This window comes from Streptomyces sp. NPDC046887 (genome assembly GCF_040644755.1).
In the GTDB taxonomy this organism is placed as follows: Bacteria; Actinomycetota; Actinomycetes; order Streptomycetales; family Streptomycetaceae; genus Streptomyces; species Streptomyces lichenis.
In genome coordinates this window covers 53943-79438 of the sequence record NZ_JBEYXH010000021.1, presented here as the reverse complement: position 1 = coordinate 79438, position 25496 = coordinate 53943, and the positions used below count along the sequence as shown (strand labels likewise).

Genomic DNA, 25496 nt, shown 5'->3' with positions numbered 1-25496 from the left:
AAGGCAGACCACCGTGCAGCAGGACCCCACCGCCGATGCCGCCACCGCGGACGCCACCGCGCAGGCGGAGCTCGTCGCCCGGGCGCGGGCGTGGCTGGCCGAGGACCCGGACGCGGAGACCCGCGAGGAGCTGGCCGGGCTGATCGAGGCGGGCGACACCGCCGCGCTCGCCGACCGCTTCTCCGGCACCCTCCAGTTCGGCACCGCCGGCCTCCGCGGTGAGCTGGGCGCGGGCCCGATGCGGATGAACCGCGCGGTGGTCATCCGCGCCGCCGCCGGCCTGGCCGCGTACCTGAAGTCCAAGGGCGAGGCGAACGGGCTGGTCGTGGTCGGCTACGACGCCCGGCACAAGTCGGCCGACTTCGCCTGGGACACCGCCGCGGTGATGACCGGCGCCGGGCTGCGCGCCGCCGTGCTGCCCCGCCCGCTGCCCACCCCGGTGCTGGCCTTCGCCATCCGCCACCTGGGCGCGGTCGCCGGTGTCGAGGTCACCGCCAGCCACAACCCGCCCCGGGACAACGGCTACAAGGTGTACCTGGGCGACGGTTCGCAGATCGTGCCGCCGGCCGACGGCGAGATCGCCGCCGAGATCGACGCGGTCGCCGCCCTCGCGGACGTGGCACGCCCCGAGTCCGGCTGGGACACCCTCGGCGAGGACGTCCTCACCGCCTACCTCACCCGTACCGACGCCGTCCTCACCCCCGGCACCGCCCGCACCGCGCAGACCGTCTACACGGCGATGCACGGCGTGGGCAAGGACGTGCTGCTGGCCGCCTTCGCGCGGGCCGGCTTCCCCGCCCCGACACTCGTCGCCGAACAGGCCGAGCCCGACCCGGACTTCCCCACCGTCGCCTTCCCCAACCCGGAGGAGCCGGGCGCGATGGACCTGGCCTTCGCCACCGCGCGCCGGGCCGCCCCCGACGTGGTCATCGCCAACGACCCGGACGCCGACCGCTGCGCCGTCGCGGTGCCGGACGCCTCCGCCGAGGCGGGCTGGCGGATGCTGCGCGGCGACGAGGTGGGCGCGCTGCTCGCCGACCACCTGGTCCGCAAGGGCGCCGAGGGCGTCTTCGCCGAGTCCATCGTCTCCTCCTCCCTCCTGGGCCGGATCGCCGAGGCGGCCGGGGCCGGGTACGAGGAGACGCTGACCGGCTTCAAGTGGATCGCCCGGGTGGAGGGCCTGCGCTACGGCTACGAGGAGGCGCTCGGCTACTGCGTGGACCCGGGCGGGGTGCGCGACAAGGACGGCATCACGGCCGCGCTGCTCGTCGCCGAGCTGGCCTCGGAACTGAAGGAGCAGGGCCGTACGCTCGCCGACCGGCTGGACGAGCTGGCCGTCACCCACGGCCTGCACGCCACCGACCAGCTCTCCGTCCGGGTCACCGACCTCACGGTCATCGCCACCGCCATGCGCCGCCTGCGCGAGCAGCCGCCGGCCGAGCTGGCCGGGCTGACGGTCGCCTCCGCGGAGGACCTGACCAAGGGCACCGACACCCTCCCGCCCACCGACGGCCTCCGTTACCACCTCGAAGGCGCCTACACCGCCCGCGTCATCGTCCGCCCCAGCGGCACCGAGCCCAAGCTCAAGTGCTACCTGGAGGTCGTCGTCCCCGTCGCCGCCCAGCCCGAACTGGCCGACGCCCGCACCCGCGCCACCGAGGTCCTCACCGCCCTCAAGCGCGACCTCGCGGCGGCGGCCGGGATCTGACCCCGGCAACCCCCCTTGGCGAGCGCGAGTTTGACCGCCCGTCAGGGGGGAGAGGATCCCCGGGCACGCGCGGGCCGCAGGGGGATCCGCGCGCCGGGGAGGGGGCTCGACATGGCCGACGACGAGGGCGCGACCGGGCAGCAGCTGGACCTGGTGCAGGCGATCACTCTGCTCAGGGACCAGATCGCGGAGGCCCAGCGGCTGATCGACCGGCCGCCGGCGCGGAACACCGATCCGGGCGCCCCGGCCACGGCCGCCGACAAGGGGGTGCGCTTCACCCTGGGCGAGATCACCCTGGAGCTCGGGATGGAGCTGACCAGGACCAGGGGCGTCGACGGCGGGCTGCGCTGGAGCGTGATCGGCTTCGGGGGCCGCAAGGAGAGCGGTGCGACGAACACCCACACCCTCACCGTGACGCTGACCCCGCACAAGCCCGGCGGCGGTGACATCGACGTCAGAGACACGGAGTAGGCCGGCGGGCGGGGGCGGCGGACGTGGAGTTCGACCGCAGGGTCCAGATCCGGGTGGCGTGCCTGATCGGCGGCGAGCGGATGACGGGGGCCGGCTCGGGGTACCTGGTCGCCCCGCGCCTGGTGCTGACGGCCGCCCACGTCCTGGACGACCCTGACCCGGCCGCCGACGTGCCGCTCACCGTCAGCCGGCCGGACGCCGACGACACCCGCTTCCCCGCGCTCGTGCGCTGGCAGCGCACCGACGACCTGGTGGACGCCGCGCTGATCGAGATCGAGGAGGACTGCGGCTGGCCGGTCCCGCCGTCGCTCGGCGACCTGCTCAGCCGGCCGCCGCAGCGGTACGGCCGGCTCATCGGGACCCGGCCGCACCCGGTCACCGCGCTCGGGTTCCCGCGCATGCAGAAGGACATCAAGGGCGGCCGCCGGCTGGACGAGCAGTTGTCGGCGCACATCGCGCCGGGCACCGGCTCGCTGGCCGGCCGTTACGAGCTCTCCGGCACCGACCCCACCGTCCCGTTGACGCAAGGCTCCGCGGGCACCGCCTGGTCGGGCATGTCGGGCGCCCCGGTGCTGGCCGAGGACGGTCTGGGCGGGAGCCTGCTGTGCGGGGTGATCCGTCGCGACCGGCAGGCCCGCGCCGGGTCCCGGCTGACCGCGACCACGGCCGCGGAACTGCTGGCCGACCCCGGCTTCTCGGCCCTGCTCGCCGAGCACACCGGCCGCCGGCCCGCGCTCGAACCGGCCGAGCCCGCCCCGCTGCTCGCCCCGGCCGCCGTGGAGCACTCCTTCCGCTCCCCCGTCGGTCTACTGAGCGCCCACGCCGAGACGGTCGCCTTCCAGGGCCGCACGGACGAACTGAACGGCCTGCGCACCTGGTGCGAGAGCGGCCCGCAGGGCCTGTCGGTACGGGTGGTGACCGGGCCGGGCGGGCAGGGCAAGACCCGCCTGGCCCGCCGGCTCACCGCGATGATGGCCGAGGACGGCTGGGTCACCGGGCACCTCCGCTCCGACCTCGGCGACCGCGGCCTCGACGACTTCGCCCCGCTGCGTACGGCGCTGCCGCTGCTGCTGGTCGTGGACTACGCCGAGACCCGGCCGTATGTGGTGCGCCGACTGCTCACCGCGCTGTACCGCTCGCCCCACCGGGTGCGGGTGCTGCTGCTCGCCCGCTCGGACGGGGCGTGGCGGACCAGTTCGCTGGAGGCGCTGCGCGAGGTGGCGGAACTGCTCGACCTGGCCCAGGTCGTACCCCTCGATCCGCTGCTGCCGGCGCGCCGGTCGGCCGATGACCGGCGTGACGCCTTCCGCGCCGCCGCGGTCGATCTGGCCCGGCTGCTGCCCCGGGTGCTCGACCCTCCGCAGGGCGGCTGGGACGCGGTCGCCGCGGGGGTCGAGCCGCCGGCGGCGCTGGCGGACGCCCTGTACGGCAATGTGCTGACGCTCCAGATGGCCGCGCTGGTCGCGCTGCTGCAACGCGGTCCGCAGCCGGCCGAGGCAGCCGCCGACGCCCCGCTGGAGCACATCCTGCTGGGGCACGAGAAACGGCTGTGGGAGGTCAGTGCGCGGACGCCGGCTTACGACCTGGGCCTGACCGACCCGGCGCTGTCCGCCGCGGTGGCCGTGGCGGCCCTCGGCGGGGCCGCGACCGAGAACGAGGCCGTCGCGGTGCTCGCCGTGCTGGACGCCCTGCCCGCGGGCCGGCGGGCCGACACCGCGCGGTGGCTGGCCTCTCTGTATCCGAGCCGCGGCGACCGCTACTTCGGCTCGCCGGAGCCCGACCGTATCGCCGAGTACCACGCCGCGGAGGTCCTGGCCAAGGGCGGGTTCAGCCTGCCGGCCCTGCTGTCGAGCGCCACCCCGGAGCAGCAGACGCAAACCCTGGTCGTCCTGCTCCGGGCCGTCCTCGGGCACTACAACAGCGATCGCGTGCGGGAGAGCCGGGACCTGCTCGCCCTGCTGACCGCCGAGGTCGCGCCGGACACGCTCGACCGCCGGGCACTGCGTTCTGTGATGGTCGCGCTGCCCGCCACAGCCCACATCACGGCTCCGCTGTCCGCCAGGCTCGGCACCGCGCTGGTGCGGGCCGAGCAGGGTCGCGGCGCGCGCGGAGCGGCTGCCGCCCGGGATCTGGCCTCCGCCCGGATGCTCGCAAGCGCGCATCTGGCCACAGCGGGTCAGGACGACGAGGCGCTGGCCGACGCGCGCGCGGGAGTGCGCGTCCTGCGCCGGCTGGCGCTCCGTTCGCCCGCGCACCGGGTCGACCTCGCGGTGGCGATGATCGGCCTGTCCGACCGGCTGTGGAAGTCAGGACGCGAGCGAAAGGCACTGAAGGTCCTGGAACGTGCGGTGATGGACCTGGGGCGGCACATGGAGGAGGAGCCCGACGTCCATCAGATCGCCACCTTCGCACACGCGGTCGGCCGTCTCGCGACCCGGCTGTGGGACATGGGAGCGAGGACCCGGGGGCTGGAGTTCTCCCGCTGGGCGGTGTCGACGCACCGCCGGCTGTTCAAAGCGGACCCGGTGGCCTACGGCCCACCCCTGGGGCAGGCGCTCCACGATCTCGCCGCACTGCTCGGGGAAGGTCACGTCGAGGAAGCGCTCGCGGTCGCGGAGGAAGCAGTGGCGGTGCGCCGCGGACTGGCAAACGACGACCCCTCGCTCCACCGGCCGGGCCTCGCCTTGTCCCTGCACATGTACGGCCACCTTCTGGTGATCACCGACGAGTGGTCCCGGGGCATCGAGGCGGTCCGCGAGGCGGCCGAACTGTACCGCCGGCTGTACGACGAGGCGCCGGGCCGGTTCGGTGAATGGCGGGCACGCGTCCAGAGCGACCTCGGCCAGTGGCTGGGGGACAACGGGCACTACCGGGAGGCCCTGAAGGCGTTCGAAGTGGTGGTGGAGATGTACCGGGAGCCAGCGTGGCAGTGGCTGAAGCGCCAGAAGGAGGGCCGCCCCCTGGTATTGGGGGAGGACGACTACTTCCTCGTGGACTACGCCGAAGCGCAGTTCAGGGTGGCCGTGGTCAGGGCGCAGACGAAGGATTTTCTCGGCGCGCAGACGGCCCTGGACCAGGCGGCACTGTTCGCCCGAGCCGGCGCCGACAGGTGGTCCGAGCTGTTGCAGCGGATCCCGGACCTGGATGCGCAACTCATGGTCGACCTCGGCTACTGGGAGGGCCACTAGCACGGGCGCGGGCGCCCCGCTCGGCCCCGTTCAGAGCGCGATCGCGCGCCGCACGCACTCACGCAGCTGAGCCCGCCGCCGGTCGTGCACCGCCTCGGGCTCGTCCGCGGTGGCCGCGTAGACGCCGCTCACCGGGGACCAGGCGCAGGACATGGCGATGACCAGGGCCATCAGGTCGAAGGGGTCGCCGGGGCAGACCCGCCCGGCGGCCTGGGCCTGGCGGATGGCCTCGGTCTTGGGGTCGTTGAGCCGGTCGGAGTCGTCCACCAGGAGCCCGGCGGGCCGCCGCTCCAGCCGGATCCAGGTGGCCAGGCGGACGATGTCCGGGTCGCTCAGATACGAGTCGTAGAGCCGGACCGCCCAGTCGGCCAGGTCGTCCGCGTCGATCGGGACGACGGTGGTGATGCGGTCCAGGGAGTCGGTCACGACGGCGTCGAACAGCCCGTCCTTGCTGCCGAAGTACCCGTAGAGCTGGGCCTTGTTGGTACGGGCCGTCTGGATGATCCGCTCCACCCGCGCGCCGGCGATGCCGTGCCGCGCGAACTCCTCCGTGGCCGCGTCGAGAATGCGGCGCCGGGTCGCGGCGCCCCGCTGGGTGGAGGGCGAGGTAGGTGGGCCAGCCATACCCCGACCGTAACAGACAGACCAGTCTGTTTGCCTCCCCGACCATCCTGTCCTACGTTGGAAGAAATAGACCGAACAGTCTGTCTGGGAGGCAGCCATGCGGATCACCACCGGCTGGCAGAGCACCGACGGCACCACCGCGCTGCGGCGCGTCCCGATCGAACGCCGGGAGCTGCGCGCGGACGACATCGCCGTACGCGTCGACTTCTGCGGCGTCTGCCACACCGATCTGCACAGCATCAACGGCATGGGCGGCCAGGGGACGCTGGTCCCCGGGCACGAGTTCACCGGCACGGTCACCGCCGCCGGCCCCGAGGCCCACCGCTTCTCCCCCGGCGACCGGGTGGCGGTCGGCACGATCGTGGACTCCTGCGGGGTCTGCCCGATGTGCCGGGCCGGGCAGGAGAACTACTGCGACGAGTTCCCGACCCTCACCTACGGCGGAACCGACCGCGTCGACGGCACCACCACCCAGGGCGGCTACACCCGCGAGTACGTGCTCCGCGAGGCCTTCGCCTATCCGCTGCCCGAGGGCCTGGACCCGGCCGCCGCCGCCCCGCTGATGTGCGCGGGCATCACCGTCTGGGACCCCCTGCGGACGGCGGGCGTCGGCCCGGGCAGCCGGGTCGCGGTCGCCGGCCTCGGCGGTCTCGGCCACCTCGCGGTGAAGTTCGCCGCCGCCTTCGGCGCCGAGGTGACCGTGCTCAGCCGCACCCCCGGCAAGGCAGCCGACGCCCGCGCCCTGGGCGCCGCCGACCTGCTCCCCACCACCGACGACAAGCGCATGCAGCAGGCACGCGGCAGCTTCGACCTGGTCCTCGACACCATCTCCGCCCCGCACGACCTCGCCCCGCTGCTGCACCTGGTCGCCCCGGACGGCACCCTCAACCTCGTCGGCCACCTCGGCGAGGTCTCGGTCGACGTCATGGACCTGCTCATCGGCCGCAAGAAGCTCACCTCCTCCGGCATCGGCGGCCGCCCCGCCACCGCCGAGATGCTGGCCTTCGCCGCCGAGCACTCCCTCACCGCCGATATCGAGCTCCTCCCCTCCGCCCGGGTCGCCGAGGCCCTCACCCGCCTCGACCGGGGCGACGTCCGCTACCGCTTCGTCCTTGACCTCTCCGACTTGGACGCATCCGACCCCGACTGACGCCCCACGCCATACCGCCCAGCCGGGCCCCGTGCCACCATCACGACCATGACGACGGAATCCACCGACCTCCTCCTCCGCCGGTTCGTCTCCGAATTACGGGGGTCGGTGCCGTTGGTGGCGGTCTGGGCCCATGGCTCCCTGGCGCTCGGCGACTTCCAGCCGGGGCGCAGCGACCTGGACCTGATCGCGGTGGTCGAGCGCCCGGTGGACGCCCAGGAGCGGGAGCGCTTGGCGACACTCCACCGGCTGCTCGCCGCCGAGGACCCGGACGCGACCCGTCTGCACTGCTCGTACCTACCGAAGACTGACCTCTCCGACGCCGCGACGGACCATCTGACCTGGGCACACGCCCGGATGCTCCGCCGCCCGGTCACCCCGGTATCCCGCCGCGAACTCCTCGACGGCGGCCTCACCCTGCACGGCCCGGCCCCCACCGCCCTCCTCCCACCGCTCACCCCCGGGGAGCTCGCGGCCCACATCCGCCGAGACCTGCGCCACTACTGGCTCCCGGCCACCGCCAAACCCCAGCTCTGGCTCCAGGACATCTGGGTGGACCTCGGCCTCCTGGTCCTGGCCCGCGCCACCGTCACCCTGCGGGACGGTCGGCTCATCACCAAGGCCGAGGCCCTGGACGAACTCCCGCGCCTGGGAGCCCCGCTAGACGTGGTGGACGACATCCGCGCCCGCCGCTACGGCACCCCCGACCCCCTCACCCCCCTGCCCCGCCTCCGCCGCGCGGCCCGGGCCCGCGCCTTCCTACGCCGAGGCATCCGCGCCACGCTGACCGGCACCGGACCCGGCACCGGGTAGGGCGTCAGCCCGCACAGTCCGGCAGCACCTTCACCGCGGCGCCCATCAGCGCCTCGTCCACCAGCGTGAACCGGCCGAGGCAGAGCCGGTCATGGCCGTACATGGTCTGCCCCAGCTCAATCGTCCGCTCCGTGTCCAGGGCCCAGGCGGCGGCGCGCAGGTCCAGGGACCGGGGCTGCGGGGTGCCGCGTCCGCTCCATCCCGTACAGATCAGCCAGCACGCCGCCGCGAACTCCGGGCGCCCGGCCGGAGACCCGTACAGCCGCTGCGGCTCGTGCCGGGCCGCCACGTCCAACAGCGACACCTCCGGAACCCCGGGGACGGGTGCGCAGCCGACGACGGCGGTGTCGCCGAAAGCGCCGGTCCCGGTGTAGGCGAGTACGCAGTAGCGGTCCGGCCACAGGTGCAGCAGCGGGAGCACGGTCACCCGGCCGGTGCCTGTCATGATCCTGCTCATCCGTTCCTCGGTCTCCCTTCGACGGGCGTCCCGCCCCGGGCAGACCGGAGCGGGACGCGGGCATGGCGGTGCGCTCAGCTGTCGCCGCAGCCGTGGGTGGGGTTGGAGCCGCCGCCGTCCTCGATGTCGGTGTTGTCGGGGTCGCCCTGGACAACGACCCGGCGGTGGGCGATGTTGTTCATGTGCCTGTCCCTTCTTCGGTGGGGTGGTGCACGAACCCGCCCGGGTCGCGGTCCTGCCAGGGAATTCGGCCTGGGCGGGGGCTCTTCGGCCCGACGTACGCCATGCGCGCCTGCTCCGGCGCGTAACGGAGGTACGCGGGTCAGCCCTCGGAGGGCAGCGGTGCGTTGTCGGAGGGCGGGGCGCTCTCGGCGTACGGCGTCAGATGCCGCTCGTCCCGGCACGGGGCGCAGGCGTACAGCGCGTTCCCCGGCCCGCTTCCGGCCTCCAGTACGGCGATGAGTACGGCGCTGTGGGAGGGGCCGCCGTGCCAGTGGCACCAGCCCGGGTCGTTCGGTTCCTCAGCCATGGCTGGACGGTAGAGGCGTGTCCGCCCTGCTCACCGCACCATTGCGCGGGATTGCGCACGGGGATGCGGTGAATGGGAGAGGTTGCTCAGGTCAGGCTGCCGCGTGCGCGGGTGATCAGCGCGTGAGCCTGGTGCCCGTGGACGGCTGCGCCGTGCAGCAGGGTCCACAGACGTCGGTAGAGGGCCAGGTCTTCGGCCGAGTCCAGGCTCAGTTCCGCGGACCAGGTGTCGGCGACCACCACACGGTCATCGATGATCCAGAAGCCGTGTTTGGGCGAGAAGGAGGTCCGGGCCCCGAGCGGGATGATGCCGATGGTCACGGCGCCGAGACCCACCAGGCCGCACAGCCGGTCTAGTTGTGCTGCCATGGCCGGTGGCTCGCAGCGCACCGCGTAGAGCGCCGCTTCCCACAGAACCATGTGGATGGAGTGACCGGGTCGATAGAGGATCTCCTGACGACGCATCCGGGCCGTGACGCCCTCTTCCACGTCGGCCGGACTGCCGTGCCGGGCGGATACATCCGTCAGCACGTCCCGCGCGTACTCGGGCGTCTGGACGAGCCCCGGGATGATGCCGGACTCGAAGACGAGTATCTCCCGCGCCTGCGACTCCTGGACACCGTGCCGCTCCTGCACGGCACGGTGCCCGGCGGAAAGCTGTCGGCGCCACGAGCGGTAGTGCGTCTCCAGCCGGTCCAGCCGTCTGATCAGCTCGTCTGCCGCCTCCGGGACACCGGCTGCCGTTGCCCACGCCGTGACGTCGTCCGCGGTCGCGGTCTGCTTGCCGGTCTCCAACCGCGAGACCTTGGAACGCTGCCATCCCAGCCGTCCCGCCCACTCCTTCCCGTTCAGACCGGTCGCGGTGCGCAGGCCGCGCAACCGCAGCCCGAGGGCTTCGCGCGCCTGCTGGAAATCCGTGCTCACTCGGCTTCGGTCACCAACGCTTCGCGCGGGTTCGCGAAATGCCAGGCCGCGTCCCGGAGCCGGCAGAACCGCACGACACGGGCGGGGTCGGTGACCAGCTCGGCACCGAGGTACTCGTCCGCCTTGTCGAAGTGCAGTACCAACGCTCGGCAAGCGTCGAAGAGCCAGAAGTCCTCGCTCCCAAGCCCCAGTCGATCGGCCTCGTCCCGCCGCAGCGTCCTGATGTCCTCGCCAGCGGCGTTGTTGGCCTTGGCACCGGCCAACAGGTACCGCTGCTCCGGAGTGAGCGGGGTGTCGACCAGCCGAACCCGCTCGATCCGCTTGCCCGCAGCCGTCTGCCGTCGCACGTTCCGGCACCAGGGGCGGTGCGAGTCGTCAGGCAGCACGCCGCTCTCCGACCAACGGTGGAACTTCTCGCTCGCCCGGTCCGAGGCGTAGCCCCGGCGAGTCTCCAAACGCCAGGCGGTGTGTTCGAAGGCCTCGAAGTAGCCGCCGAAATCGTTGTCGTCGATGAACTCCGGCACCTCACTACTCCCTGGGCCCGAAGCGGGTGAGCAGCTCACGCGGCACGACGACAAAGGACTCACCGGGCAGCACGTGCTCCATCTGCCGGACATCGTCCGGGTCCGACAGTACGTATCCCTGGACGACGATGTCGCCGCTGTCGATGTCCTCGTAGAGGGTCGGGCACTTGCCGTCATCCGACGTAGTCCCGAGGGTGCGTAAGCGTCTGGCCATGTGTACCTCCTGCCGAGGGCTGTGGCGAGCACCGTAGCGCCGCCGGCCTGCCGCATCCAGAGGACCTACGGACGTCACCCGTCCGGGGCGCGAGCCGCTGTCTGCGTACCGGAGGCGGAAGAGAAGGCGGGTCGTCCTCACCCTTACGTGGGGCAATCGGGTCATCACCCGGTCGGGCCGTGCGCGAGGTCGTACAAAGCTGCTGTACGAGCGATTCACGCTTAACCGGGCCCGTGTGAGGGGGAGTTCGGACGCATGTCACGACAACCGCAGAACCGGCGACGCAACGCGTCGGCCATGCGGCTGGTGGGGGCCCTGGTGGGCACGTTCCGGCGGGCGGCGGGCTACACGCAGCGGGGGCTCAGCGAGGAGGTCGGCATGGAGCTGGACACCCTCGCCTCCATCGAGCAGGGCCGCCGGTCGCTCAAACCGGACTGGGCCCGGATCATCGATGACGTCCTGGAGACCAAGGGCGCACTGACGACGGCGGTGGCCCACATGCCGGAGGTGGACCTGATCCCGGCCTGGGCCGAGGAGTACATGGACCTGGAGGAGGTGGCCGTCGCGATCCAGTGGTACGAGAACCAGGCCATCCCCGGGCTGCTCCAGACCCGCGCCTATGCGCTGGAGACCTTCCGGAACAAGGTGCCCGCGATGAGTGAGGAGGAGATCGAGTCGATGACGGCGACTCGGCTGGCGCGGCAGGAGATCCTGCACCGGAAGCAGCCTCCGAACATCAGCTTCGTCATCGCGGAGTGGATCCTGCGGTGTGACTTCGGCGGGCAGGAGATCCGGCGTGAGGCCATTCGGCATCTGCGAGCCTGTGCCGAACTCCCGGGTGTCACCATCCAGATCCTGCCGCTGAGTCAGACCCGGCATGCCGCTCTCGACGGGCCGTTCACGGTGCTGGAGACTCCGGATCATCAGCTGGTGGGCTACACCGAGACGCAGCGTGGCAGCCATCTCGTCACTGATCCGACCGAGGTCAGCATCCTGTTGCAGAAGTATGCGATGCTGCGGACGCAGGCCCTGGACGTGGATGACACAAGGAGCCTGTTGGACCGGCTTCTGGGAGAGCGATGAGCACCGCACTGACGTGGTTCAAGTCCAGCTACAGCGGCGACGAGGGCGGTCAGTGCCTCGAAGTCGCCTACGAGTGGTTCAAGTCCAGCTACAGCGGCAGCGAAGGTGGCCAGTGCCTCGAAGTCGCTTATGAGTGGCAGAAGTCCAGCCACAGCGGCAGTGATGGCGGCCAGTGTGTCGAGGTGGCCGCGCATCCGGCCGCCGTGCATGTGCGGGACTCCAAGAACCCGTCCGGCCCGATGCTCACCGTCGAGCCGGGGGCCTGGGCCGCGTTCACGCGCTCGGTGAGCTGAAGCAACGCCCGGATGTCGTCATGGGTTACGCGCTGGTGGTGGAGCCCGGGCGGACGATCATCAGGATGGTGACGGCGACCCACAGCAGGTTGAACACGCCGGTCAGCATGGCGAGTCGACTGGGGCCGCCGGTGGGGCCGGTGCCCTCCAGGGCGGCTTCCTGGGCCGGGAGGATCAGCACCCAGAGGATCGCCGCCGCGATGAAGGTGAGCGCGATCGAGGCGATCAGCCAGGGGCTGCCCAGGACTCCGAGGGCGCTCGCGGTGGCGAAACCGAAGACGGGGACGGCCACGCCGACGCCGGTGTAGACGCGGCAGATGCGGTGGAGGAGGCGGAGGGTGGCGGTGCGGTCGTCACCCTCTCCTACGGGAGGCTCGCCAGCCGCCGTCACGGGAGACTCGGCACCCGCTGCCCCGGAAGCCGTCACGGGAGTTTCGGCCGCGTATGCGGGGGCCGTGCGGCGCAGGACTGCCGGGAACATGCTGGCGGCGACGGCGACCGGGCCGATGGCCAGGATGGCGGCCACCACGTGCAGGGAGAGCAGCAGCTTGGTCATGCGGTGACTCCGGTGCGGCGGGCGCCGGTCACTCGGGAGGCGGGCAGTCGGCCGGCCTTGGAGGTGCCGGTCAGGGTGTCGCCGTCGGCGGTGAGGTCGAAGGCCAGGTTGAGGCGCAGGGGGCGGGTGATGGCCTGGTGCCAGGTGAGTCGGTCGCCGGTGCGGACGATGTCCCGCAGCGGGACGTCCTCGCCCGCGCCGGAGGCGGTGCCGGTGAGGACGCCGTCCGCCTCCTGGAGGTGGACGGCGGCGTGGATGGTGCCGAGGGGTGTGGCGATGGCCAGGTCCCACGTGCCGGTGACGGCGACGGTCATGGGCAGGGTCCTTTGCTCGGAGGGCGGACGTCAGAAGGGGAGAGGGGCGGGGCCGGTGGGGCGCCAGACGGTGCCCCGTCGCTCGTAGGCGAACAGCTCCTCCACCGCGTGGGCGATACGCGGCCCCAGCCGCCGTTCCAGCAGGTGCAGGGCCAGGTCGAGGCCGGAGGTCACCCCGGCGCCGGTGACCAGGTCGCCGTCGTCCACCACCCTGGCCGTCACGGCGTGGGTGCCGGTGGCGTCCAGCAGGTCCAGGCCCTGGTGGTGGGTGGTGGCGTACCGCCCCTCGGTGAGACCGGCCAGAGCCAGGATGGCCGAGCCGCCGCAGACGGTGGCCACCAGCACCTCCGGGTTGGCCATCGCCGCCTTGAGCAGCTCCGGCAGCGGGGTGGTGAGGGTGCGGCCGAGGAGTACGGGGATGGGTTCTCCGCCGGGTCGCGGGGCCGTCACGGCGTCCGGGGCCTCGTCCGGCTCGGCGATACGGCCCGAGGCACCGGGGACCAGGACGAGCCCGGGGCGGTCGGGGTCGAGCGTGGCCGTGGCGCGCAGGCTCAGTCCACCCGAACCGCTGACCACCTCGCGCGGGCCCTCGGCGGAGACGAGTTCCACGGTCAGCGCCCCGCCGGAGGCGATACCGCCCGCGTGCAGCACCTCGAAGGGGGCGACGGCGTCGAGTGGGTCGAAGCCGTCGAACAGCACGATCTGGGCGGTGTCGGGGTGGGGAGTGGGCGGCATGGGTCAGCTCCCGGTGGGGTTCGGTCGTGGGCGGGCCGACCTGTCCTCTCGGCCCACCGTGAACCCTAGGCAGGGCGGAGCCGTCGCCCCAGTGGCACTACCGACACCCTTCAACGGGATTTTGCCAAGGGGGGATGGGAGGGGACGGGAAGGGTGGGTACGAGGTGGGGAGGTGGTGGGGCGGTTGGCGGGGAACGGGTGGTGGGGTACGTTCCCGCCATGCACACCGTCGCCGTACTCGCCCTCGACCAGGTGCTCCCGTTCGACCTCGCGACCCCCATCGACACCTTCTCGCGGACCCGGTTGCCGGACGGGCGGCCCGGCTACCGCATCCGGGTGTGCGCGGAGCGGCCGGAGGTGGACGCGGGGACCTTCGCGCTGCGGGCGCCGTACGGGCTGGAGGGGCTACGGGGTGCGGACACCGTGATCGTGCCGGGGACGGCCGTCGCGGACCAGCCGCCCTCGGCCGCCGTGCTGGAGGCGCTGCGGGCGGCGGCGGCCGAGGGGACGCGGATCGCGTCGATCTGCGTGGGCACCTTCGTACTGGCCCAGGCCGGGCTGCTGGACGGGCTGCGGGCGACCACGCACTGGATCGCGGCCCCGCACCTGGCCGCCGCCCATCCGGAGATCGAGGTCGACGCGAATGTGCTGTACGTCGACAACGGGCTGGTGCTGACCTCGGCGGGGGCGGCGGCCGGGCTGGATCTGTGCCTGCACATGATCCGGCGGGACTACGGCTCGGCGGTGGCCGCCGACGCGGCCCGGCTCGCCGTGATGCCGCTGGAACGGGAGGGCGGGCAGGCCCAGTTCATCGTGCACGACCACACCCCGGCCGCCCCGCGCGGCTCGGCGCTGGAGCCGGTGCTGGACTGGCTGCGCGCCAACCTGGCCCGCGAGCTGACGCTGGCGGAGATCGCCGCGTACGCCGGGATGAGCACCCGTACGCTGATGCGCCGCTTCCGGGAGCAGACCGGAACCACCCCGCTCCAGTGGCTGCACCGGGCCCGGGTGCGGCAGGCGCAGCACCTGCTGGAGACCACCGACCACTCGGTGGAGCGGATCGGCGGTCAGGTCGGCTTCGGCTCGGCGACGGCTTTCCGGGACCGGTTCAAGCGGACCACAGGGGTGAGCCCGCAGGCGTACCGCCGCACCTTCGGCTGAGGGGAGGGGGATGGGGCCTCAGGGGGTGGGGGGCGGCACCAGGCCGTCGGCCACCAGGCCCGCCAGGACCGCCTCGCCGAGGGCGTGCACGGCGGACTGCGGCCGGACCATGACCGTGAACTCCTTGATCCGGGCGTCTCCCTCCTCCTCGTCGAAGTGCAGCAGGTCGATGCCGTGGATCTGCTTGCCTGCGACGGTGGTGCGGAAGAGCAGTACGGCCGACGGGGCCTCGGTGCCGTCGATGCTGGTCTGGGCGGTGCCGGTGTGGTCGCCGACGTAGCGGAAGTCCTCGAAGATCCGCAGCAGGACGCCGAAGAGGCCCAGCACCATCGGCTTGCCCTCGAAGGGGCGGAACTTCACCGGGCTGTAGAGGCGGATGTCGTCGGTGAACAATTCGTCCAGCGCGGACAGATCGCGGGTCTCGACTGCGTGGCGAAAGCGGTCCGCGGTGCTGGGGACGGTCATGAAGGCTCTCCTGTCTCTTACTCATGAAAGTGACTAGTCAATTTCATGAGTACTATCCTGGCGGGGTGGGCCGGGGCAAGACCCATGGCGGGAAACGGTGCGGGAGGGGAGGAGGGGTCTGATGGCGTTGCGGCACGCGGTGCTGGCCGCGCTGCTCGGTGGCGAGCTCAGCGGCTACCAGCTGGCCAAGTCCTTCGACCTGGGCGTGGCCAACTTCTGGCACGCCCAGCCGCAGCAGCTCTACGCGGAGCTCACCCGGCTGGAGGGGGACGGGCTGATCAGCGGGCGGGAGGTCGTCCAGGAAGGCCGGCCCAACAAGCGGGTTTTCCTCGTCACCGCCGAGGGGCTGGCGGAAGTGGAGCGGTTCACCGCCGCGTCCGCCAAGCCCTCCTTCGTACGGGACGATCTGCTGGTGAAGGTGCAGGGCGCCGACCATGTGGACACCGGCGCCCTGATCGCCCAGCTCGCCGAGCGCGCCGACTTCGCCCAGGGCAAGGTCGAGCTGTTCGAGGAGTTGCTGGAGCGTATGCGCGGCTCGCGCACGGAGGAGGAGTTCCTGCGGGATGGTGAGCCCCTCGGCCCGTATCTGACCTGTCTGCGCGGTCTGGCCTTCGAGCGGGGCAACCGCGACTGGTGCCGGACGACCATCGCGGTGCTGAGGGAGAGGGCGGGCGCTCGCGCGGACAGTTGATTGCGCGGGGCCCTTGATCGGCGACCTGGTCGCAGCGGGGTGCCGGTCCCGAGTTGGGGCCGGGGTACACCTGTCCAGGGAGGTCCGATCATGACACCGTGGTCCCCACTGCCATTGCTGCGGGAGGGGATCGATGGCGTTGGGGGAGCAGTTGCCGGCTCTCATCGGTGTGGTGGTCGGAGCTCTCGGCTCCTATGTCGCGGCCAGCCTCACCGAGCGGAGCCGATGGCAACGGGCGAGAGCGGAACGGTGGGACGAGCAGCGGTTCCACACCTATATGACCTACGCGAACACCCTGAAGGCCCAGATACGGATCGCTCAACGTATCGGGGCGGCCCGCGGCTTTGAGAACGTCGTGGACCCGCTGGAACCGGACGACGGGCTGATCCTGCTCGCCGAGGCCGAGTCGAAGCGAGCGTCCGAGTGGGAAGCGGTACTTCTGGTGGGAGACGCCAAGACCATCGCGGCGGCGCGCGCGTGGCACGAAGCCGTCTGGAACCTTGAACTGTACGCGCGCGGGGTGCGGGAAGACGTCGCCGGATGGGCCCGGGCGGAAGGCCGGATCAGCCAGGCGCGAGACGAGTTCTACGCCTGTGCCCGACGCGATCTCGGGATCACGGGGCCACCTCCGCCGTCCGGCGGTTGGCCCCGGGTATGGCAGCAGCCGGATCCTGGCTGATTCGCTGGGCGTGAGCCGCCCGGCGGCCCCTCCCCCGTGCGGGTGAACCTGGTACGGCATGGGGCGCAGGGCGCCGGGTGGGGGCGGGGCCCGTGCGCAGGGTGAGCCGGTGACCCGGCCGAGCCCGAGCCGGGCACCGAGTGCCGGGCGGCTCCAGGCAGGGTCCCCGGTCTCGGGCCGAGTCAACAGCCCCTGGAGCGCCGCCGTGCCGCCGGTGATCACCGCCCGACCGCCTACCGTGCCCGCGTCCCGCCGCTCCCCGCCCGGGTCCGGCGGAATGCGGCGGCGGGGGCGGGCCGTGGGGGCGGCGCTCGGGTATGCCGCCCCGGCGCTCCTCGGCTATCTGGCGGTCCGGCTGTTCGCGCTGCTGGTGCTGGCCCGGTGGGCGCGGCTGAAGGGGCACGGGGTGTGGCCCGCGCTCGCCACCTCCTGGGACTCCCGCTGGTATCTGGACATCGCCGCCCATGGGTACACGGACCGGCTGGGGACGGCGATGGACGCCAACAACCTGGCGTTCTTTCCGCTGTATCCGGCGCTGATCAGGGGATTGAGCACCGTTGCGCCGGGGTCGGCGGCTTCGGTGGGGCTGGTGCTGGCGGGGTGCTGCTCGCTGGTCGCGGCCTGGGGGGTGTTCGCGGTCGGCGACCGGCTGCACGGGCGGCGCACGGGCACGGTGCTGGCGGTGCTGTGGGGCGCCCTGCCGGTGGGGGCCGTGCAGTGGATGGGGTACACGGAGTCGCTGTTCACGGCGCTGGCGGCCTGGTCGCTGTACGCGGTGCTGGGCGGGCGGTGGGGCTGGGCGGCGGGCCTCGCGGTGGCCGCCGGGCTGACCCGGCCCACCGGGATCGCGCTGGCGGTGGCGGTCACGGCGGCCGGGATCGCGGCGGCGGTACGGGACGGGGGCCGGGGATGGAGAGGGGCGCTGGTGGCGCCGCTGGGGTGGCTCGGGTACGTGGGGTGGGTGGGGGCGCGGCTGGGCCGCTGGGACGGCTACTTCGCGGTGCAGTGGCTCTGGCGCAACGAGTGGGACGGCGGGGCGCACACCCTGCGGGAGCTACGGGAGCTGCTGGCGTACGACCGGACCCCGCAGCTGTTCCTGGTGGCGGTGTCGGCGGTGCTGGTGCTGTCCACGGGGCTGTACGCGCTCTGTGTGGCCGACCGGCAGCCGCCCGTCCTGCTGGTGTTCTGCGGGGTGCTGCTGCTGGTGGTGTTGGGCAGCGGCGGGGTGTACTTCCCCCGCGCCCGCTTCCTGCTGCCGGGCTTTCCGCTGCTGCTGCCAGTGGCCACGGCGCTGGCCCGGGCCCGGCCGGCGGTCACCGTGCTGGTGCTGACCGGTGCCGGTGCCTGCTCGGCCTGGCTGGGCGGCTACATGCTGCTGGTGTGGGCGGGGCCGCCGTAACCGGCTGGTGTACGGACCGGTCAGCCGGTGGCGAGCAGGACCGCGAGGGCGATCGCGCCGACGACGGCCGGGGCGATCACCTCGTACGCCCAGCGGACCACCGGCTCGCCCTTGGCGGTGGGGCGGATGGCGCCCTCCTCGGCCAGCCGGTTCAGGTCCTTCACGACCTGGTCGCCGGGGGCGTGGTGGGAGTCGGGGCCGGCGGAGGTGGGGTGGGCGGGGGTGGGGCGGGCGGAGCGGCGCAGGTCGGGGTCGGTGTCGGCCCCGGACTGGCGGCGCTCGGCGGCCTCGGCCCGGATCCGGCGGCGGTTGGCCTGCTTGCGCTTGCGCAGCGACACCGGGACGGCCCACAGCTGGTACACCGTGCCGGCGGTGCTCACCGCCTCGGTGGAGTACCCGGCGCGGATCTCGGCCACCGAGGTCCAGGGCAGCACGATGGTGCGGAACGGGTTGCGTACGCGGAGCCGGTCGGCGCCCGCGAAGACGGCGGGCCGCAGGGTGAAGGCGATGATCAGCGGCACCACCAGCAGCAGCCCGGCCACCGCCACCCAGCGCACCCGCGCGCCGTCGCCGCGCAGCAGGGCGTCCCCGCCCAGCCAGAGCGCCAGCACCAGCAGCAGCACTCCGCCCGCGATGCCCATCGGCGAACGGTAGGCCCGGTCGGCGTACTTCGGCTCGCTGGGCTGCTCGGGGCTCGGGGTGGGGCTCGTCATGGGCCCGATTGTGCCTCACGCTCCCCGTGCGCCCCCGGCGACCCGGGCCCGGACCGGCGCGAGCCGAGAGCGGGGCGCGGGGAAACGGGGCGCGGGGAATCGCCGGTCCCCGCCCGGACCGTCGGGCCGCCGGGCACGCACCCGGGGCTGTACAGGCTGCTACGCGCGTAGATATGCTGGTCTGGTGACCATGCCCTCCCCTCAGCTCTCGCCCCCGCCCGGGCAGGGTGGTGCCGCCACCCTCGCCGCGTTCGCCGACGTGACCGCGTCCGACAGCACCCTGCGCCGCTTCCTGCACGGGCTGCCGGGTGTGGACGCCGTCGGCCTGGAGGCGCGCGCCGCCTCGCTCGGAACCCGTTCGATCAAGACCACCGCCAAGGCGTACGCCATCGACCTGGCGATCTCGATGATCGACCTGACCACGCTGGAAGGAGCGGACACCCCCGGCAAGGTCCGGGCGCTCGCCGGCAAGGCGGTCAACCCCGACCCGACCGACCGCACCACCCCGCGTACCGCCGCGGTCTGCGTCTACCCGGACATGGTCGCCACCGCCAAGACCGTGCTCGCCGGGTCCGATGTGAAGGTGGCCTCGGTGGCCACCGCCTTCCCGGCCGGGCGCGCCGCGCTCGATGTGAAGCTGGCCGACACCCGGGACGCGGTGGCCGCCGGGGCGGACGAGATCGACATGGTGATCGACCGCGGGGCGTTCCTCGCGGGGCACTATCTGAAGGTCTACGAGGAGATCCGCGCCGTGAAGGAGGCGTCCGGCGCCGCCCGGCTGAAGGTGATCTTCGAGACCGGCGAGCTCTCCACGTACGACAACATCCGCCGCGCCTCCTGGCTCGGCATGATCGCCGGAGCGGACTTCATCAAGACCTCGACCGGCAAGGTCGCGGTCAACGCCACCCCCTCCAACACCCTGCTCATGCTGGAGGCGGTGCGCGACTTCCGCGCCCAGACCGGGGTACAGGTGGGGGTGAAGCCGGCCGGCGGCATCCGCTCCACCAAGGACGCGGTGAAGTTCCTCGTCCTGGTCAACGAGACGGCCGGGCAGGACTGGCTGGATAACCACTGGTTCCGCTTCGGCGCCTCCAGCCTCCTCAACGATCTGCTGATGCAGCGGCAGAAGCTGGCCACCGGACGTTACTCCGGTCCCGACTATGTGACGGTGGACTGATCACCATGGCATCCGCATTCGACACCGCGTCCGCGTCCGCGCCCGGGAAGGCGCCCGCGTTCGAGTACGCGCCCGCGCCCGAGTCCCGCTCGGTCGTCGACATCGCGCCGTCCTACGGCCTGTTCATCGACGGCGAGTTCACCGAGGCGGCCGGCGGCAAGGTCTTCAAGACCGTCTCCCCGTCGACGGAGGAGGTGCTGTCCGAGGTCGCCCAGGCGGGCGAGGAGGACGTGGACCGCGCGGTGGCCGCCGCCCGCCGGGCGTTCGGGAAGTGGTCCGCGCTGCCGGGCGCCGAGCGCGCCAAGTACCTGTTCCGGATCGCCCGGATCATCCAGGAGCGCTCCCGTGAGCTGGCCGTCCTGGAGACCCTGGACAACGGCAAGCCGATCAAGGAGACCCGCGACGCGGACCTCCCGCTGGTCGCCGCGCACTTCTTCTACTACGCGGGCTGGGCCGACAAGCTGGACCACGCCGGCTACGGCCGCGACCCGCGCCCGCTGGGTGTGGCCGGCCAGGTCATCCCGTGGAACTTCCCGCTGCTGATGCTGGCCTGGAAGATCGCCCCGGCGCTCGCGGCCGGCAACACGGTGGTGCTCAAGCCCGCCGAGACCACCCCGCTCTCCGCGCTGTTCTTCGCCGACATCTGCCGCCAGGCCGGGCTGCCCAAGGGTGTCGTCAACATCCTGCCGGGCTACGGGGACGCCGGCGCCGCGCTGGTCGCGCACGAGGGCGTGGACAAGGTCGCCTTCACCGGCTCGACCGCCGTCGGCAAGGCGATCGCCCGCCAGGTGGCCGGCACCCGCAAGAAGGTCACCCTGGAGCTGGGCGGCAAGGGCGCCAACATCGTCTTCGACGACGCCCCCATCGACCAGGCCGTCGAGGGCATCGTCACCGGCATCTTCTTCAACCAGGGCCAGGTCTGCTGCGCCGGCTCCCGGCTGCTCGTCCAGGAGTCCATCCAGGACGAGCTGCTGGACGCGCTCAAGCGCCGGCTGACCACGATGCGGCTCGGCGACCCGCTGGACAAGAACACCGACATCGGCGCGATCAACTCCGCCGAGCAGCTGGCCCGGATCACCGCGTTGGCCGACACCGGTGAGGCGGAGGGCGCCGAGCGCTGGTCGCCGGAGTGCGAACTGCCCAGCGCCGGCTACTGGTTCGCGCCGACGCTGTTCACCGGGGTCACCCAGGCGCACACCATCGCCCGGGACGAGATCTTCGGCCCGGTGCTGTCGGTGCTGAGCTTCCGTACGCCGGACGAGGCCGTCGCCAAGGCCAACAACAGCCAGTACGGCCTGTCGGCCGGCATCTGGACCGAGAAGGGCTCCCGCATCCTCGCCGTGGCGAACAAGCTGCGCGCGGGCGTCGTCTGGGCCAACACGTTCAACAAGTTCGACCCGACCTCGCCGTTCGGCGGTTACAAGGAGTCGGGCTTCGGCCGCGAGGGCGGCCGCCACGGCCTGGAGGCGTACCTCGATGTCTGAGTCTTCCCGTCTGAGCGTCCTGAAGACCTACAAGCTGTACGTCGGGGGCAAGTTCCCGCGGAGCGAGAGCGGCCGGGTGTACGAGGTGGCAGACGCAAAGGACCAGTGGCTGGCGAACGTCCCGCTGTCGTCCCGCAAGGACGCGCGTGACGCGGTCGTGGCGGCCCGCAAGGCGTTCGGCGGCTGGTCGGGCGCGACCGCGTACAACCGCGGCCAGGTGCTCTACCGCGTGGCCGAGATGCTGGAGGGCCGCAAGGACCAGTTCGCCCGCGAGGTGGCGCAGGCCGAGGGGCTGTCCACGTCCGAGGCCGCGCTGGTGGTCGAGGCCGCCGTGGACCGCTGGGTCTGGTACGCCGGGTGGACCGACAAGATCGCCCAGCTGGTGGGCGGGGCCAACCCGGTCGCCGGGCCGTACTTCAACCTCTCCACCCCCGAGCCGACCGGCGTGGTCGCGGTGCTCGCCCCCCAGGAGTCGTCCTTCCTGGGCCTGGTGTCGGTGATCGCCCCGGTCATCGCCACCGGCAACACCGCGGTGGTCGTGGCCTCCGAGCGGGCCCCGCTGCCGGCGCTCTCGCTCGGCGAGGTGCTGGCCACCTCCGACCTGCCGGGCGGGGTCGTCAACGTGCTGTCGGGGCTGACGGCGGAGCTCGGCGCCCCGCTCGCCGCGCACCAGGACGTCAACGCCATCGACCTGACCGGCGCGGACCCGGAGCTGGCCTACGAGCTGGAAGTCGCCGCGGCGGACAACCTCAAGCGGGTGCTGCGCCCCGAGGAGACGGCTTCGGACTTTGCGGCCGACCCGGGGCTGACCCGGCTGACCGCCTTCCTGGAGACCAAGACGGTCTGGCACCCGACCGGCTCCCTGGGCGCGTCCGGCTCCGCGTACTGACCCTGGTCCGCCAGGGACGCGGCTGGACGCCGACGGCCCCGTGCTCCCCTCCGTCCGGGGGAGCCGGGGCCGTCCGCCGTGACAGGTGCTCAGCCGGGGATCAGGCCGCCCAGCAGCGGGCCGGCCACCGGGAGGTTCGGCGCGCTGGTGAGCGAACCGGTCACCGCAGTGGTGTCCAGCGGCTGGAAGTCGCTGACCTGGGTGCCGACCCCGTTGTCCAGCGGGTCCACCCCGGTCTGCGCCAGCGGGTTCAGCTTGAGGTTCTTGGGCACCGCCGTGACATACGGCACCGCCCCACTGACGGCCGCCAGCGCGGCGGCTGGGTCGGTCACCGGGGCGGCCGACGCCTCGGCGGCCTGCGCGGCGCCGCCGCCCGCGCCGACGACGGCGCCGATCGCCGTGACGGCCAGTGAGGCCTTCAGCAGCAGCTTGTGACGTGCCATGAGGAACTCCCGCACTCGGGGGTGGTCGGTCGGGCACGCAGCGTAGGCGAGATGTGATGCTCGATACCAACGAGGTGGGGGCGGGGTCCCCCGACCGGGGGAATGCCTCAGACTGGTGTCCCGTGAGCTCGCTACCGATCCCGACCCGTGTCGTGCTGCTGACCGGTCCCTCCGGCTCCGGCAAGTCCTCGCTCGCGGCCCGCACCGGTCTGCCCGTGCTGCGCCTCGACGACTTCTACAAGGAGGCCGGCGACCCGACGCTGCCGCTCGTGCCCGGCACCACCGACACCGACTGGGACTCGCCGCTGTCCTGGGACGCGGACGCGGCGGTGGCCGCCATCGCCGAGCTGTGCGCCACCGGCCGGACGGCCGTACCGGTGTACGACATCGCCACCAGCTCCCTGGTAGGCCGCGAGTCGCTGGACATCGCGCGCACCCCGCTCTTCGTCGCCGAGGGGATCTTCGCGGCCGACATCGTCAGCCGCTGCCAGGAGCTGGGGCTGCTCGCCGACGCGCTCTGCCTGCGCGGCCGCCCCTCCACCACCTTCCGCCGCCGGCTGCTGCGCGATCTACGCGAGGGCCGCAAGTCGGTGCCGGTGCTGCTGCGCCGGGGCTGGCGGCTGATGCGCACCGAGCGGGCCATCGTGGCCCGGCAGACGGCACTGGGCGCCCACCCCTGCGCCAAGGGTGAGGCGCTGGGCCGGCTCGCCGCCGCCGCGGCCGGCCGCCACCGCGCCCCCACGGCTCTCGCGACGAAGGCCGCTGTCTCCGTACCGGCGCCCCGGGCCGCCGAGCAGACGCACGAACCGGCCTGATTCCTCAAGGACACGAGGGCATGCGTACGGGGCGGAACCCGGGCCCCCCGGCCCTTCGGTCCCGCCCCGCAGCGTTTTCCCTTGCCCCCGTCGTCCCCCATGGGTACCCCCACGGTCCCCATGGGATCTTCCGGAGGGTGGCGGAGCCCCGTGTCCCCCGTGGCCCCGCTCCCCGATCCCCCGCTCCGTGCCGTACGGGTCCCCCCGGACCCCGGCACCGGCCGCCGCTCCCCCCGGATCGGCGACCGCCCCCGTCCCTTCAGGCCACCAGCTCGCCGAAGGACTCCTGTTCGCTCCGGCCGAAGCTCAGCGCCTCGTCCTCGCGCAGCCGCCGCAGCGACCGCCAGATGCTGGACTTCACGGTGCCGACGCTGATGTTCAGGATGTCGGCGATCTCCGGGTCCGTGCGGCCCTCGTAGTAGCGCAGCACCAGCATGGTGCGCTGGGGCTCGGGCAGCCGGGCGAGCGCCTGCCAGAGCACCGCGCGCAGTTCGGTGCCGCGCATCGCGTCGGTGTCGCCGGCCGTCTCCGGCAGCTCCTCCGTCGGGTACTCGTTGAGCTTGCGGCGGCGCCAGGCGCTGATGTGCAGATTGGTCATGGTGCGGCGCAGATAGCCGCCGACCGCCGCCTTGTCGCTGATCCGCTCCCAGGCGCGGTACGTGGAGAACAGCGCGCTCTGCAGCAGGTCCTCGGCCTCGAAGCGGTCACCGGTGAGGTGGTAGGCGGTGGCGTACAGGGAGGCGCGGCGTTCCTGGACGTAGGCGGTGAACTCCGCCTCGCTCAGGCTCGTCCGCTCCCCCGCGGCCTCCCCGTACACCGCTCCCCCGTCAGCGACGGCGACCATGTAGGGCGCCTTGTGCTGACGTCCGGCGCCTCGAACGCACCCCCGTCCGTTCGTTGCGGCGCCGGACTTCTCGGTGCTCCTGGTGACGTCGTGGAGACGCGTGACCACTGCGCTGGAGTTGGTGCCGTGCAGTGTGTTCATCGTGCGCCCCCCGTCGGTCTGGAGTGTGTCGGTCCGTGTGCCAATGAGCTTGCCGGGGCGACTTCTCAGCGGTGTCCCCCGACTGTCACAGGCCTGTCACAGCGGCCGGTGGTACCGGTGTGGTGCACGGGATCGGGGGCGCGGGGCGGTCCGCGGTTCCCGGTGCGGTGCACACGATCACGGCCGGCGGGCGGTGCGCGGTTCCCGGCCGGTACGGGGGTCCGGCGGTGCGCGCGGGTTCTTGCGGCCCGCGGCCATGGGACAGAATGGCCCGGTGCCTTTCCTGTTGCTGATCGAGGACGACGATTCCATCCGCACGGCCCTCGAACTCTCGCTCTCCCGCCAGGGCCACAAGGTGGCCACCGCGGCGACGGGCGAGGACGGCCTGCAACTGCTGCGTGAGCAGCGCCCTGACCTGGTCGTGCTGGATGTGATGCTGCCCGGCATCGACGGCTTCGAGGTGTGCCGCCGTATCCGGCGCACCGACCAGTTGCCGATCATCCTGCTGACCGCCCGCAGCGACGACATCGACGTGGTCGTGGGGCTGGAGTCCGGCGCGGACGACTATGTGGTCAAGCCGGTGCAGGGCCGGGTGCTGGACGCGCGGATCCGGGCCGTGCTGCGGCGCGGGGAGCGGGAGTCCACCGATTCGGCGGTCTTCGGCTCGCTGGTGATCGACCGCTCGGCGATGACCGTGACCAAGAACGGCGAGGATCTCCAGCTGACCCCGACCGAGCTGCGGCTGCTGCTGGAGCTGAGCCGCCGACCGGGGCAGGCGCTGTCCCGGCAGCAGTTGCTGCGGCTGGTGTGGGAGCACGACTACCTGGGCGACTCCCGGCTGGTGGACGCCTGTGTGCAGCGGCTGCGGGCGAAGGTGGAGGACGTGCCGTCCTCGCCGACGCTGATCCGCACGGTCCGCGGGGTGGGCTACCGGCTGGACGTGCCCGCGTGACGGTTGGCGGGGCCTGCGGTACGAGGGCGGGGACGGCGGGGATGGCGGTATGAGGGCGGGG

At 72.7% G+C, this 25496-nt stretch carries 29 protein-coding genes; 16 read left to right on the top strand and 13 right to left on the bottom strand.

Annotation, left to right across the window (positions count from 1 at the left end; genetic code table 11):
- The first annotated feature begins 13 nt into the window (after positions 1–13).
- From ABZ945_RS20335 to ABZ945_RS20325, 3 genes are all read left to right on the top strand, one after another.
- Positions 14–1708 carry a phospho-sugar mutase gene (locus ABZ945_RS20335; protein ID WP_361271190.1) on the top strand — a complete coding sequence of 565 codons (1695 nt, stop codon included), beginning with the start codon at positions 14–16 and terminating at the stop codon, positions 1706–1708.
- Between the two features lie 111 nt (positions 1709–1819).
- Positions 1820–2179, top strand: a complete 360-nt coding sequence (locus ABZ945_RS20330; RefSeq protein ID WP_361271187.1) for a trypco2 family protein — start codon at positions 1820–1822, stop codon at positions 2177–2179.
- 23 nt (positions 2180–2202) lie between these two features.
- The gene (locus ABZ945_RS20325; protein ID WP_361271184.1) at positions 2203–5367 is read left to right on the top strand and encodes a trypsin-like peptidase domain-containing protein; all 3165 of its coding nucleotides are present in this window, start codon (positions 2203–2205) and stop codon (positions 5365–5367) included.
- Between the two features lie 30 nt (positions 5368–5397).
- Here the strand turns inward: ABZ945_RS20325 and ABZ945_RS20320 are convergent, their stop codons facing one another.
- On the bottom strand, positions 5398–5991 hold the full coding sequence (locus ABZ945_RS20320) for a TetR family transcriptional regulator (RefSeq protein WP_361271182.1): 594 nt from the start codon (positions 5989–5991) through the stop codon (positions 5398–5400).
- A 97-nt stretch (positions 5992–6088) separates the two neighbouring features.
- Between ABZ945_RS20320 and ABZ945_RS20315 the strand changes: the two genes are divergently transcribed.
- Positions 6089–7141, top strand: coding sequence for an NAD(P)-dependent alcohol dehydrogenase (locus tag ABZ945_RS20315; protein ID WP_361271180.1), 1053 nt, complete (start codon positions 6089–6091; stop codon positions 7139–7141).
- 48 nt (positions 7142–7189) lie between these two features.
- Entirely contained in the window at positions 7190–7954 is a 765-nt protein-coding gene (locus ABZ945_RS20310) for a nucleotidyltransferase domain-containing protein (protein WP_361271178.1), read from the top strand.
- 4 nt (positions 7955–7958) lie between these two features.
- Here ABZ945_RS20310 and ABZ945_RS20305 read toward each other — a convergent pair whose 3' ends face one another.
- The 5 genes from ABZ945_RS20305 to ABZ945_RS20285 all read right to left on the bottom strand — a co-directional run bounded on the left by ABZ945_RS20305 (position 7959) and on the right by ABZ945_RS20285 (position 10601).
- On the bottom strand, positions 7959–8399 hold the full coding sequence (locus ABZ945_RS20305; RefSeq protein WP_361271175.1) for a hypothetical protein: 441 nt from the start codon (positions 8397–8399) through the stop codon (positions 7959–7961).
- Positions 8400–8733: 334 nt separating this feature from the next.
- On the bottom strand, positions 8734–8940 hold the full coding sequence (locus ABZ945_RS20300) for a hypothetical protein (protein ID WP_361271172.1): 207 nt from the start codon (positions 8938–8940) through the stop codon (positions 8734–8736).
- Between the two features lie 86 nt (positions 8941–9026).
- The gene (locus ABZ945_RS20295) at positions 9027–9863 is read right to left on the bottom strand and encodes a helix-turn-helix transcriptional regulator (protein WP_361271169.1); all 837 of its coding nucleotides are present in this window, start codon (positions 9861–9863) and stop codon (positions 9027–9029) included.
- Positions 9860–10387, bottom strand: coding sequence for a DUF6879 family protein (locus tag ABZ945_RS20290; RefSeq protein WP_361271166.1), 528 nt, complete (start codon positions 10385–10387; stop codon positions 9860–9862). Before ABZ945_RS20290 ends, ABZ945_RS20295 begins: the two co-directional genes overlap by 4 nt.
- 4 nt (positions 10388–10391) lie before the next feature.
- Positions 10392–10601, bottom strand: a complete 210-nt coding sequence (locus ABZ945_RS20285; protein WP_361271163.1) for a hypothetical protein — start codon at positions 10599–10601, stop codon at positions 10392–10394.
- 297 nt (positions 10602–10898) lie between these two features.
- On the opposite strand from ABZ945_RS20285, the gene ABZ945_RS20280 reads away from it, so the two are divergent.
- Together ABZ945_RS20280 and ABZ945_RS20275 are read left to right on the top strand one after the other, a co-directional pair.
- Complete coding sequence (locus ABZ945_RS20280; RefSeq protein ID WP_361271326.1) at positions 10899–11684, top strand: helix-turn-helix transcriptional regulator; 786 nt, start codon at positions 10899–10901, stop codon at positions 11682–11684.
- A complete protein-coding gene (locus ABZ945_RS20275; protein ID WP_361271161.1) occupies positions 11681–11977 on the top strand; it encodes a DUF397 domain-containing protein in 297 nt (98 codons plus the stop codon). Before ABZ945_RS20280 ends, ABZ945_RS20275 begins: the two co-directional genes overlap by 4 nt.
- Positions 11978–12002: 25 nt before the next feature.
- Here ABZ945_RS20275 and ABZ945_RS20270 read toward each other — a convergent pair whose 3' ends face one another.
- From ABZ945_RS20270 to ABZ945_RS20260, 3 genes are read right to left on the bottom strand one after another with little or no spacing between them, the layout of a single operon-like run.
- Complete coding sequence (locus tag ABZ945_RS20270; protein WP_361271158.1) at positions 12003–12533, bottom strand: hypothetical protein; 531 nt, start codon at positions 12531–12533, stop codon at positions 12003–12005.
- Positions 12530–12847 carry a hypothetical protein gene (locus ABZ945_RS20265; RefSeq protein ID WP_361271156.1) on the bottom strand — a complete coding sequence of 106 codons (318 nt, stop codon included), beginning with the start codon at positions 12845–12847 and terminating at the stop codon, positions 12530–12532. The genes ABZ945_RS20270 and ABZ945_RS20265 overlap by 4 nt, the downstream gene beginning before the upstream one ends.
- A gap of 30 nt (positions 12848–12877) precedes the next feature.
- Entirely contained in the window at positions 12878–13582 is a 705-nt protein-coding gene (locus ABZ945_RS20260; RefSeq protein ID WP_361271153.1) for a DJ-1/PfpI family protein, read from the bottom strand.
- A 219-nt stretch (positions 13583–13801) separates the two neighbouring features.
- Here ABZ945_RS20260 and ABZ945_RS20255 point away from each other — a divergent pair, with 219 nt between their 5' ends.
- Entirely contained in the window at positions 13802–14743 is a 942-nt protein-coding gene (locus ABZ945_RS20255; RefSeq protein ID WP_361271151.1) for a helix-turn-helix domain-containing protein, read from the top strand.
- An 18-nt stretch (positions 14744–14761) separates the two neighbouring features.
- Here the strand turns inward: ABZ945_RS20255 and ABZ945_RS20250 are convergent, their stop codons facing one another.
- Positions 14762–15208 (bottom strand): nuclear transport factor 2 family protein, encoded by a 447-nt coding sequence (locus ABZ945_RS20250; protein ID WP_361271148.1) that lies wholly within the window; start codon positions 15206–15208, stop codon positions 14762–14764.
- A gap of 121 nt (positions 15209–15329) precedes the next feature.
- On the opposite strand from ABZ945_RS20250, the gene ABZ945_RS20245 reads away from it, so the two are divergent.
- The 3 genes from ABZ945_RS20245 (at position 15330) to ABZ945_RS20235 (ending at position 17977) form a co-directional block, all read left to right on the top strand.
- Complete coding sequence (locus tag ABZ945_RS20245) at positions 15330–15899, top strand: PadR family transcriptional regulator (RefSeq protein ID WP_361271145.1); 570 nt, start codon at positions 15330–15332, stop codon at positions 15897–15899.
- Between the two features lie 133 nt (positions 15900–16032).
- The gene (locus tag ABZ945_RS20240) at positions 16033–16578 is read left to right on the top strand and encodes a hypothetical protein (RefSeq protein WP_361271143.1); all 546 of its coding nucleotides are present in this window, start codon (positions 16033–16035) and stop codon (positions 16576–16578) included.
- A gap of 277 nt (positions 16579–16855) precedes the next feature.
- The gene (locus ABZ945_RS20235; RefSeq protein WP_361271323.1) at positions 16856–17977 is read left to right on the top strand and encodes a hypothetical protein; all 1122 of its coding nucleotides are present in this window, start codon (positions 16856–16858) and stop codon (positions 17975–17977) included.
- Positions 17978–17997: 20 nt separating this feature from the next.
- Here the strand turns inward: ABZ945_RS20235 and ABZ945_RS20230 are convergent, their stop codons facing one another.
- Positions 17998–18690: a PH domain-containing protein gene (locus tag ABZ945_RS20230; RefSeq protein WP_361271140.1), complete on the bottom strand. Its 693-nt coding sequence runs from the start codon at positions 18688–18690 to the stop codon at positions 17998–18000.
- A gap of 190 nt (positions 18691–18880) precedes the next feature.
- On the opposite strand from ABZ945_RS20230, the gene deoC reads away from it, so the two are divergent.
- The 3 genes from deoC to ABZ945_RS20215 are packed head-to-tail and all read left to right on the top strand — an operon-like array spanning position 18881 to position 22240.
- On the top strand, positions 18881–19867 hold the full coding sequence (gene deoC, locus ABZ945_RS20225; RefSeq protein ID WP_361271321.1) for a deoxyribose-phosphate aldolase: 987 nt from the start codon (positions 18881–18883) through the stop codon (positions 19865–19867).
- A 5-nt stretch (positions 19868–19872) separates the two neighbouring features.
- Entirely contained in the window at positions 19873–21351 is a 1479-nt protein-coding gene (locus ABZ945_RS20220; protein ID WP_361271137.1) for an aldehyde dehydrogenase family protein, read from the top strand.
- Positions 21344–22240: an aldehyde dehydrogenase family protein gene (locus tag ABZ945_RS20215; protein ID WP_361271134.1), complete on the top strand. Its 897-nt coding sequence runs from the start codon at positions 21344–21346 to the stop codon at positions 22238–22240. Before ABZ945_RS20220 ends, ABZ945_RS20215 begins: the two co-directional genes overlap by 8 nt.
- A gap of 89 nt (positions 22241–22329) precedes the next feature.
- Here ABZ945_RS20215 and ABZ945_RS20210 read toward each other — a convergent pair whose 3' ends face one another.
- Entirely contained in the window at positions 22330–22683 is a 354-nt protein-coding gene (locus ABZ945_RS20210; RefSeq protein WP_361271132.1) for a hypothetical protein, read from the bottom strand.
- Positions 22684–22739: 56 nt separating this feature from the next.
- On the opposite strand from ABZ945_RS20210, the gene ABZ945_RS20205 reads away from it, so the two are divergent.
- Positions 22740–23498 carry a uridine kinase gene (locus ABZ945_RS20205; RefSeq protein WP_361271129.1) on the top strand — a complete coding sequence of 253 codons (759 nt, stop codon included), beginning with the start codon at positions 22740–22742 and terminating at the stop codon, positions 23496–23498.
- A 259-nt stretch (positions 23499–23757) separates the two neighbouring features.
- On the opposite strand, the gene ABZ945_RS20200 is transcribed toward ABZ945_RS20205, so the two are convergent.
- Positions 23758–24483 carry a SigE family RNA polymerase sigma factor gene (locus tag ABZ945_RS20200; RefSeq protein WP_361271126.1) on the bottom strand — a complete coding sequence of 242 codons (726 nt, stop codon included), beginning with the start codon at positions 24481–24483 and terminating at the stop codon, positions 23758–23760.
- Positions 24484–24757: 274 nt separating this feature from the next.
- On the opposite strand from ABZ945_RS20200, the gene afsQ1 reads away from it, so the two are divergent.
- Positions 24758–25435, top strand: coding sequence for a two-component system response regulator AfsQ1 (gene afsQ1 / locus ABZ945_RS20195; protein ID WP_248636818.1), 678 nt, complete (start codon positions 24758–24760; stop codon positions 25433–25435).
- Positions 25436–25496: the final 61 nt, after the last annotated feature.